9 protein-coding genes are annotated in these 9,110 nt (G+C 36.6%); all 9 read right to left on the bottom strand.

Annotated features, from left to right (window positions below):
* The coding region (locus AC1DTM_RS13430) for a DNA repair protein RecN (protein WP_477000337.1) at nucleotides 1-1,139 on the bottom strand (1,139 nt) is incomplete at its 3' end.
* A 270-nt stretch (nucleotides 1,140-1,409) separates the two neighbouring features.
* Complete coding sequence (argR, locus tag AC1DTM_RS13425) at nucleotides 1,410-1,859, bottom strand: arginine repressor ArgR (protein WP_002015076.1); 450 nt, start codon at nucleotides 1,857-1,859, stop codon at nucleotides 1,410-1,412.
* A gap of 142 nt (nucleotides 1,860-2,001) precedes the next feature.
* On the bottom strand, nucleotides 2,002-2,841 hold the full coding sequence (locus AC1DTM_RS13420; protein WP_002160533.1) for a TlyA family RNA methyltransferase: 840 nt from the start codon (nucleotides 2,839-2,841) through the stop codon (nucleotides 2,002-2,004).
* A gap of 3 nt (nucleotides 2,842-2,844) precedes the next feature.
* The gene (gene dxs / locus AC1DTM_RS13415; RefSeq protein ID WP_016106128.1) at nucleotides 2,845-4,737 is read right to left on the bottom strand and encodes a 1-deoxy-D-xylulose-5-phosphate synthase; all 1,893 of its coding nucleotides are present in this window, start codon (nucleotides 4,735-4,737) and stop codon (nucleotides 2,845-2,847) included.
* A 308-nt stretch (nucleotides 4,738-5,045) separates the two neighbouring features.
* Nucleotides 5,046-5,939, bottom strand: a complete 894-nt coding sequence (gene ispA, locus AC1DTM_RS13410) for a (2E,6E)-farnesyl diphosphate synthase (protein WP_002145801.1) — start codon at nucleotides 5,937-5,939, stop codon at nucleotides 5,046-5,048.
* Nucleotides 5,939-6,169 carry an exodeoxyribonuclease VII small subunit gene (xseB, locus tag AC1DTM_RS13405; protein ID WP_000428422.1) on the bottom strand — a complete coding sequence of 77 codons (231 nt, stop codon included), beginning with the start codon at nucleotides 6,167-6,169 and terminating at the stop codon, nucleotides 5,939-5,941. Before xseB ends, ispA begins: the two co-directional genes overlap by 1 nt.
* The gene (gene xseA, locus AC1DTM_RS13400; RefSeq protein ID WP_002111752.1) at nucleotides 6,159-7,517 is read right to left on the bottom strand and encodes an exodeoxyribonuclease VII large subunit; all 1,359 of its coding nucleotides are present in this window, start codon (nucleotides 7,515-7,517) and stop codon (nucleotides 6,159-6,161) included. The genes xseB and xseA overlap by 11 nt, the downstream gene beginning before the upstream one ends.
* Nucleotides 7,518-7,543: 26 nt before the next feature.
* Nucleotides 7,544-8,404, bottom strand: coding sequence for a bifunctional methylenetetrahydrofolate dehydrogenase/methenyltetrahydrofolate cyclohydrolase FolD (gene folD, locus AC1DTM_RS13395; protein ID WP_002160530.1), 861 nt, complete (start codon nucleotides 8,402-8,404; stop codon nucleotides 7,544-7,546).
* Between the two features lie 23 nt (nucleotides 8,405-8,427).
* Complete coding sequence (gene nusB, locus AC1DTM_RS13390) at nucleotides 8,428-8,820, bottom strand: N utilization substance protein NusB (protein WP_002067080.1); 393 nt, start codon at nucleotides 8,818-8,820, stop codon at nucleotides 8,428-8,430.
* Between the last annotated feature and the right edge of the window lie 290 nt (nucleotides 8,821-9,110).

Here is a 9,110-nt window from a genome sequence, read left to right as displayed (position 1 = left end):
GCGCTTGTAAGATGATCCGCAAGCTCATGACGCATAGTACTTAACAACGTTGCTTCTTTTACAATAACACCTTCTAATTTCGTTAACTGCTTTCTCGTCGTTTCAATATGTACGTCTTTATTTTCAATCGTAAAAATTTCTTGTTCAATTTTATCAGCATACGCTAAAATCTCTTCTACAGTATTTCCATACTTTCTCTTTAACATACGGATTTCATTCAAACGTGTTTCAATTTCATCTAGACGTTTCGGATCATATTCCATCATATCTAACTTTTCTCTAAGCTGATATGCAACTTCTTCTAATAAGTAATAACTATTTGCAATGGAATCATGATTTTCTTGATACGCTTCATCTAAGTGCGTAATACTCTCCATTTGTCCCATTGCATTTCTTACGTGATCTAATCCCTGTCCGTCTCCACTTAACGAACGATACGCATCTCCTAATGCTTTATAAATCTTTTCAAAATTGGAGATTTTTAATCGTTCCTCAGTCAATTCATATTCTTCATCCATTTTTAAATCCGCCTTACGAATTTCTTCATGTTGGAATTGAATTAAATCTAGACGATGGGCCATTTGTTGTTCATTTTCACTTAAAGATTTTAGCTGTTTTTTTAACTTCTCATAGTCTGTATATACATTTTGATATATGGCCAATTGTTTAACAATGCGATTTCCATCAAAATGATCAAGCATAAACATATGACGCTCTTCATTCATTAAATCTTGTGTTTCATGCTGTCCATGAATATCAACTAGTGTTTTTCCAATCTCTTTTAATATGCTGAGTGTAACAAGTTTCCCATTTACACGACAGACACTTTTTCCGTTAGCAGCGATGTCACGCTTCAAAATAATCATGCCATCTTCTATTTCTATATCTAACTCTTCTGCCTTTGCGATACATGGATGCTTGGCATCTTCTACATAGAATAATCCTTCTATCTCAGCCTTTTCTGTTCCATATCGAACAAATTCTGCTGAACCACGGCCACCAACAAGCAAACTAATTGCATCAATAATAATGGATTTTCCAGCTCCTGTTTCACCACTTAAAACGGTTAAACCTTTTTGAAAAGAAATATTTAATGCCTCAATAATAGCAAAGTTTCTGATCGATAATTCCGATAACAATGCCCCATTCACCTCGTTATAAACTAATCCCCAATTAAGGGCTTTTCTCAGTATTCTTCATTCAAATAGTTATACTATATGTTTGTATGTATAAATTACTCTTCTAACCCGCTCCATTGTACCAAACATTCGTTTTACGGGTCAATCCACCTATTTTCTAACTTCATTCAAAAAAAATAATGTATTGTATTTGAATATCCATATTTTTCGCCAATAAAAATATCTTGTTTACTTTCCACTTTACAGAGGAAAGTAAACAAGATTTTTCTGTTACAGCATATTTAAGAAACGATCAGAGACAACACCTGTATCTTCAGGTGTACGGCAAATAATTAAGCAAGTATCATCACCACAAATGGTTCCGACAATCTCATCCCACTCTAAATGATCAATAAGTGCCCCAAGTGAATGAGCGTTACCAGGCAATGTTTTTAGCACAAGCATATGTCCTGCCGTGTCTAATTTTACAAATGAATCCACTAGATTTCGTTTTAATTTTTGCAACGGATTAAATCGTTGATCTGCTGGCAAGCTATATTTATAGCGACCATCATGTAATGGCACCTTCACTAAGTGCAGTTCTTTAATATCGCGCGATACTGTTGCTTGCGTTACATTAAACCCCACATTACGTAAAATATCAACTAGTTCATCTTGTGTTTCAATTTCTTTGTTCGCAATAATTTCCCTGATTTTAATATGGCGCTGACCTTTATTCATACATTTGCACCTCACACTATCTCTTACCATAGTTTAAACATTGGTATACTTCATTTATTTATGTTAACGTATAATCCGTTACTTGTATACAATTGTTTTTACAATAATTATACGATTACAACAAAAAGAGGAACAACATATGTTATTCCCCTTTCCCTTTTTGTTTTAGAACATTATGCGCTTCGGTAACAACTTGTTCAATAGAAACCGGAGAATGATTTTCGCCATTCTCACGCTCACCGTGCCACTTTAGATGAATTAAAAATTCAATATTTCCATCCCCACCTGTAATTGGTGAGAATGTTAAACCTTCGACATTATAGCCTTCCTTAAGAGCAAAATCGACAATCATTTCCACGACAGCTTCATGTACTTTTCTATCACGAACAATGCCTTTTTTCCCGACTTGTTCTCGTCCAGCTTCAAACTGAGGTTTAATCAATGCAGCTACATCACCATTTGGCGTAAGCATTGTTTTTAAAACCGGCAATATAAGCCTTAATGATATAAATGAAACATCAATACTTGCAAACTGCGGTAAACCACGCTCTAAATCTGCCGGTGTCACGTAACGGAAGTTCGTTCGTTCCATCACAACAACACGCTCATCTTGACGCAATTTCCACGCAAGTTGATTATATCCTACATCTAATGCGTAGGATAACTTCGCACCATTTTGAAGCGCACAGTCTGTAAAACCACCAGTTGATGAACCAATATCTATCATAACTTTATCTTGTAAATCAAGTTGAAATGTTTCTAATGCCTTTTCAAGCTTATAGCCACCACGGCTTACATACGGCATAACTTGCCCTTTCACCGTAATCTCTGTATCTTGCGAGATTTTCTCCCCTGGCTTATCGAGTCTCATTTCATTCGCATATACAAGACCTGCCATAACAGCACGTTTAGCCTTCTCACGCGTTTCTATAAGTCCTCGCTCTACTAATAGTACATCTACTCTTTCTTTTTTTATGCTCATTTGTTACGCCCTTTTTTGTTTTGATGGAATCATTGTATGAATACGGTCTACAACAGCATCTGTCGTTAAACCAATTTCTTCTAACAGTTTTGTTACACTACCATGCTCTATGAAGCGATCAGGAATACCCATTCGTTCAATTAAAGCACTATGGTATCCGTTCTCAGAAGCAAATTCAACTACTCCCGTTCCAAAGCCACCGATTAAACAAGCCTCTTCAATCGTTAAAATCGGTATATTTCCCCCTAAAAGCTCATGTAAATATGCCTCATCCATCGGTTTAATAAAGCGAGCATTCACTACTTTCACTGATACTCCAGTTTGTTCAAGACGCTCAGCTGCTTCCATTGCCATCGGGATTGTCGTACCAAACGTTAAAATTGCTGCTTGTGTGCCTTCTTTTAACGTTTCCCATGTACCAATTGGAATCGCCTTTAATTCTTCATCCATTTGAACGCCAAGTCCATTGCCGCGTGCATAACGTAAAGCAATCGGTCCATCTTCGTATTGCATCGCTGTATATACTAAATGTTGTCCTTCATTTTCATCTTTCGGCATCATAAGTACCATATTCGGCAAATGACGTAAAAACGAGATGTCAAATACACCTTGATGCGTTTCACCGTCTGCTCCAACTAATCCAGAACGATCTATTCCAATGAAAACATTTAAATTTTGGCGACAAATATCATGAACAACTTGGTCATATGCTCTTTGTAAAAACGTTGAATAAATTGCTAAGAATGGCTTCATTCCTTGCGTTGCCATACCAGCCGCCATTGTTGTAGCATGCTGCTCTGCAATACCTACATCAATCATACGATTCGGAAATTCTTTTTGGAATTTCTCAAGTTTCGATCCAACAGGCATTGCAGGCGTAATTGCAACGATACGTTCATCCGTTCTCGCTAGCTTAAGCACTGTTTCACTAACAACAGCACTCCATGCTGGTGCAACTTCCTTCGGTTTAACGAAGTCACCTGACTCAATTTTGTACGGTCCTGTTCCATGCCAAGTTCCAATAACGTCACTCTCAGCTGGTTTATAACCTTTTCCTTTTTTCGTAATAACATGAACAAGTACTGGGCCTTTTGTTTTCTTTGCATATTGCAACGTTTCGAATAACTTTTCATAATCATGCCCATCGACCGGCCCTAAATATGTAAAGCCTAATTCTTCAAAAAAGACGCCTGATACTAGTAAATATTTTAGACTATCTTTTATTTTCTCTGCTGTCGCAGCAACTTTCCCGCCGACTGCTGGGATTTTCTTCAATATATACTCTAGTTCATCTTTTACCCAATGGTACTTCCCTGCGGTACGTAAACGACCAAGTACATTATGAAGTGCACCGACGTTTGGTGCAATTGACATTTCATTGTCATTCAAAATAACAATCATGTCCGTTTTTTCATGTCCAATATGGTTCAATGCCTCTAAAGCCATTCCGCCTGTTAATGCACCATCCCCAATGATTGGTATAACGTATTCTTCCGTTTTCTTTAAATCACGTGCTAGGGCCATTCCCATTGCAGCAGATAACGACGTGGAACTATGACCAGTTTCCCAAACATCATGCTCACTCTCGCAGCGTTTTGGAAAACCACATAGACCTTGGTACTGCCTTAATGTGCCGAATTCTTTCGCACGCCCTGTTAAAATTTTATGTACATAGGATTGATGTCCTACGTCCCATAAAAATTTATCTTTCGGACTATCAAATAATTTATGCAGAGCAAGTGTGAGTTCTACTACACCTAAATTAGGTGCAATATGTCCACCTGTTTGAGAGAGCTCTTCAATTAAAAACTTACGAATATCCTCACTCAACCCCTCTAGTTCACTGATAGACATATCTTTCAAAAAACTAGGGTTTTGAATTTGCGTTAGATCCACATGGATCACTCACTTTCATTTCATAATCTGTCAACATGTCAAATATTATAAGAAACATTTACACAACACAAGAAATTATCTTTTCTATTCTTCTTATCTTGTCCTGCTTTCAGAAAACACTTCCATTTTTTCACTTATCATATTATACATCATATTTCTTTACGTGATGAAAAAAATAGCCGCTAACACGAAGTGATAACGGCAATGTAATCTACATATATTTTTGCCAATAACAAGAAAAGAAAAACCTTTTCCTACATTTATATCATAAAATGATGAATGACTCAACAAATGGAAACGCTGTTATATTAGTTATTACGTTTTGCGATTAAATCACAAATAGATAGTAAATATTCATCTTGTAATTGTAAGGAGCTAATAGAGTCTTTTGCTTTTGCAATTTTCTCCTCTAAAATAGATTTTGCTCTATCTACAGTAAATAACGTCGTATATGTGCTCTTTTCATTGGAAGCATCACTACCAATCGGTTTTCCAATCTCTTCTTCTGTTCCTTCTACATCCAAAATATCATCTCTAATTTGGAAAGCTAGACCGATATATTTCGCAAATGCAAGTAACTTCTCTTCTTGCTCTTCTGTAGCATCAGAAAGTATCGCTCCTGCAAGTACAGCAAACTCAAGCAGTTTACCTGTCTTATGCTTATGGATGTACTCTAATTCATTAATTGTAAGTCGTTTTCCTTCAGCTTCCATATCTGCCACTTGTCCAGCAACCATTCCTTCAGGTCCTGCTGCTTTCGCAAGCTCAAGTACAAGTCTTACTTTTTTTTCAGCAGAGATTTCTTTTTGCCCATATGCCATAATAACTTGAAAAGCATATGTCAACAAACCATCTCCTGCTAAAACTGCCATTGCTTCACCAAATACTTTATGATTGGTAGGCTTTCCTCGTCTTAGATCATCATCATCCATACAAGGTAAATCATCATGAATTAACGAATATGTATGAATCATTTCAAGGGCACAAGCTGCACCCACTCCAAGATTTCTTTCTTTTCCAAACGCTTGTAACGTTGCAAATAAAAGTAACGGGCGGAGACGTTTCCCACCCGCTTCCAAAGAATATGCCATCGCTTCACGAAGCACATTTGGACATTGTAATTCATTTGCATAGCTTACAAGATTTTCTTCTACGAAAGTTTTACTCTCTTTCAAAAAAGCATCAAAAGCTATATGTGTCACTATGCTTCATCTCCTAAAGCAGTAAACGGTTTAAGCTCTCCATCTTCTCCAAGGATAACTGCCATTTGTTCTTGTACATCTTTCAATTTCTCATCACAAAGCTTAGATAATTCCATGCCTTCTTTAAAATAAGAAATCGCTTCCTCTAAAGGTACATCACCTTGTTCAAGCTTAGAAACGAGATGCTCAAGCTGCGAAATTGCTTCTTCAAAGCTTAACTTATTTTCCATTATTCAATTCACGCTCCTCTATGCTTGATACGCTACAATCTAGTATTCCATCTTGTAATTGAACCGAAACAGCATCTCCAAGGCTAACATCTTTCACGCTTTTTAATACTTGTTTCTCTTCATCGTATACAAGCCCGTACCCTCTCATCATTACTTTAAGCGGGCTTAATACTTCAAGCTTTTGAGCCGCTCTCACAAATACGAACTCCTTCGTTTGAAGTAACGTTTGCATTTCACGTTGCAACTGCTTTTGCAACGTTTCAATTGCCGTTTTCGTTTGTATAATTTTTTGAGATGGGTGGTGCTTTTCTAAATAAAATGAAAGTTGCTTTAATTGATTTACTTTTTTATCTATATAACGCTCTTTCGCTAAAACAAGTTGTTCAAGAGCTCTGTCTAGCTGCTCTTCTTTTTGCTCATACACTTGCCTTGGATAACGGAACGCATAAGATTTTTGTAACACTTGCAGTTTTTCTTCTTTTTTATGTACTCTCTCTCTCATTGCTCTTTGCAATCTCAGAGTTCTTTGTAATACCTTTTCTTGTAACTCTATAATGTTAGGTACCGCCAGCTCAGCTGCTGCAGTCGGTGTTGGTGCACGTAAATCCGCGACAAAATCTGCGATTGTAAAATCYGTTTCATGACCTACAGCTGAAATAATCGGAATCTCACTTGTAAAAATTGCTCTTGCAACTACTTCCTCATTAAAGGCCCATAATTCTTCAATAGAGCCTCCACCACGTCCAACAATTAAAACATCAATATCTCCCATTTCATTCGCTGTACGAATTGCTTGTACAATTGAGGGAGCCGCTGACTCCCCTTGTACAAGTACAGGAAACACAATAACATTTCCAATTGGATAACGACGTTTAATTGTTGTTATAATATCGCGAATTGCTGCTCCTGTTGGCGACGTTATAACACCGATTGTTTTTGCATATGCAGGGATTGGACGCTTATAAACTTGAGAAAACAGCCCTTCTTCTTCTAATCGGACTTTTAATTGTTCATAAGCTAAATGAAGATTTCCAACTCCATCAGGCTGCATGTCTTGAATATAAATTTGATAAGAACCACTCGCCTCGTAAACAGAAATCTTTCCTTTTACAAGTACTTTCATTCCATTTTCCGGTCTGAATTTAATGTTACGATTATGACCCGCAAACATAACCGCTGCAATTCTTGCATTTTCATCTTTCAATGTAAAATACATATGACCACGACTATGATATTTAAAGTTGGAAATTTCTCCTTTTAACCAAACAGACTGTAAATGCGGATCATACTCTATTTTTGTTTTAATATAGCGTGTTAATGCTGTAACGGTTAAATATTGTTTCTCCATTGCTCTCTCCTCATAGCCGATTCAAATTATTGACAAACAACTCCTGCACGCTTTGCAGACTCCACAGTGTTGTGAAGAAGCATTGTAATAGTCATTGGGCCGACTCCTTTTGGCACAGGCGTAATGTAACCTGCAACGTCTAATACATTGTCAAAATCAACATCACCACAAAGTTTGCCTGTTTCTAAACGGTTAACACCAACATCAATTACAACCGCACCTTCTTTAATATAGTCAGCTGTTACCATTTTCGGTCGTCCAACGGCTACGATTAAAATATCAGCTAACTTCGATAATTCTTCTATATTTTGCGTCTTAGAATGACAATATGTGACAGTTGCATTTTCATTTAAAAACAGTTGCCCCACTGGTTTACCAACAATATTACTTCTTCCAATTACAACAACATGCTTTCCAGAAATATCAAGATTCGTTTCTTTTACTAATTCTAAAATGCCATGCGGTGTACATGGAAGGAATGTGTCTTGTCCCGTCATCATACGTCCTACGCTGATTGGGTGAAATCCATCTACATCCTTTTCCGGTGAAATTCTTTCAATGATAGCTTTTTCTTCAATATGTTTTGGTAAAGGCAATTGTACCAATATGCCATTAATGCGGTCGTCTCCATTTAAGCGATCGATTTCAGCAAGCAAACGCTCCTCGGTAATCGTTTCAGGAAGTTCAATTAGCTCTGAATAGATTCCTACTTGCTCACAGCCTTTTTCTTTTCCTTTTACATAAGAACGAGATGCTGGATCTTCTCCAATTAAAATAACTGCTAATCCTGGTACAATCCCTTGCTCTTTTAACTTCACAACTTCTTCTTTTAATTGTGCTCGTTTTTTCTCCGCAACTTCATTTCCTTTGATGATTACTGCTACCATTTTAAGTTTCCCCCTTAAAGAAATTACAGTGTATCTTTTATATTAGATAAAACGCCGTTAATAAAACGACGAGATTCCTCATCCCCAAATGTTTTCGCGATTTCAATTGCTTCGTTAATTGTTACATTGTGCGGAATTTCTTCCATGTATTTCATCTCACACACAGCTACACGTAAAATACTGCGATCAACAATACTAATACGCTCAAGCTTCCACTTTTTTAAATTTTGACGAATTGCTGCGTCAATCTCTTCTTTGTTGTCTACAAATCCTACAACAAGTGATTCTAGAAACTCATTTGTTTCTTCGCCTTCATCTAGCGTATTTTCCACCGCTACTTTCGGTTCTAATTCACCTGTAATATCCATTTGGTATAATGCTTGCATTGCTCTTTCTCTAGCCGTCCTACGTTTCATTGTAACTCTCCTTTATACTTCAAGTCTTTCCTTATGTTTTGTTATATTATTATAATTTATAAGCCGTCAATTCACTTACTCTTGCAGTTTTCATTGATTTTCCAACCTTATAATACAATGATAATAACACAATTTATCGTTTCACACACGGGGTACAAGGCTGAAAAATAATAAAAAGATTAACTTCAAGTTCCATATCTTATCACAATGTACGTTTTTTGGAAAAATGAAACATCCCGTTTTATATTTCTTATTTTTTAAAATAGTATAATAATTTGAGGGTTTTAATT

It is taken from the genome of Bacillus sp. P4_D3, assembly GCF_056401855.1.
This window is presented reverse-complemented; position numbering and strand designations above follow the sequence as displayed.